The sequence below is a fragment of the Streptomyces desertarenae genome (genome assembly GCF_042681365.1).
Lineage (GTDB): Bacteria > Actinomycetota > Actinomycetes > Streptomycetales > Streptomycetaceae > Streptomyces > Streptomyces desertarenae.
In genome coordinates, this window is sequence record NZ_JBHUFU010000042.1 from 1 (window position 1) to 1,229 (window position 1,229).

General features: G+C 71.7%; 1 protein-coding gene. It reads left to right on the forward strand.

Annotated features, from left to right (window positions below):
- A partial coding sequence (locus ACFSJS_RS27870; RefSeq protein ID WP_380905277.1) for a sulfate adenylyltransferase subunit 1 occupies window positions 1-1,229 on the forward strand: 1,229 nt, incomplete at both ends.

Below are 1,229 nucleotides of genomic sequence, written 5' to 3' on the forward strand. Positions count from 1 at the left end.
CTGCGTTTCGCCACGGCCGGGTCGGTCGACGACGGCAAGTCCACGCTGGTCGGACGGCTGCTGCACGACTCCAAGTCGGTCCTGGCCGACCAACTGGAAGCCGTCGAGCACGCCTCCCGCAGCCGCGGCGCCACCGGCCCGGACCTGGCCCTGCTCACCGACGGCCTGCGCGCCGAACGCGAACAGGGCATCACCATCGACGTGGCCTACCGCTACTTCGCCACCCCACGCCGCCGCTTCATCCTGGCCGACACCCCCGGCCACGTGCAGTACACCCGCAACATGGTCACCGGCGCCTCCACCGCCGACCTGGCCATCATCCTGGTCGACGCCCGCAACGGCGTGGTCGAGCAGACCCGCCGCCACGCCGCCGTCGCCGCCCTGCTGCGCGTGCCCCACGTGGTCCTGGCCGTCAACAAGATGGACCTGGCCCACTACCGGGAAAGCGCCTTCACCCCCATCGCCGAGCAGTTCACCGCCTACGCCGCCTCCCTGGGCGTACCCCAGGTCACCGCCATCCCCATCTCCGCCCTGGCCGGCGACAACGTGGTCACCCCCTCGGCCCGCATGGACTGGTACAGCGGCCCCACCGTCCTGGAACACCTGGAGACCGTCCAGGTCAGCCACGACCTGGCAGCCTGCCCGGCCCGCTTCCCCGTCCAGTACGTCATCCGCCCCCAAACCCCCCAGCACCCCGACTACCGCGGCTACGCCGGCCAGATCGCCTCCGGCGTCTTCCACACAGGCGACCGGATCACCGTGCTGCCCTCGGGCCGCACCACCACCATCGAAGCCATCGACCTGCTCGGCCAGTCCGTCCCGGCCGCCTGGGCCCCCCAATCGGTCACCCTCCACCTGGCCGACGACCTCGACATCTCCCGCGGCGACCTGATCACCCCCACCGACACCGCCCCGGCCACCACCAAGGAGATCACCGCCACCGCCTGCCACCTCCACGACACCCCCCTGCGCGTGGGACAGCGGGTCCTGCTCAAACACACCACCCGCACCGTCAAAGCCATCGTGCAGGACATCCCCTCCCGCCTCACCCTGGACGACCTCTCCCCCCACCCCGACCCCGGCGAACTGGCCGCCAACGACATCGGCCGCATCCGCATCCGCACCGCCGAACCCCTCCCCCTGGACCCCTACACCCTCTCCCGCCGCACCGGATCGTTCCTGCTGATCGACCCCGCCGACGGCGCCACCCTCACCGCCGGCATGTCCGG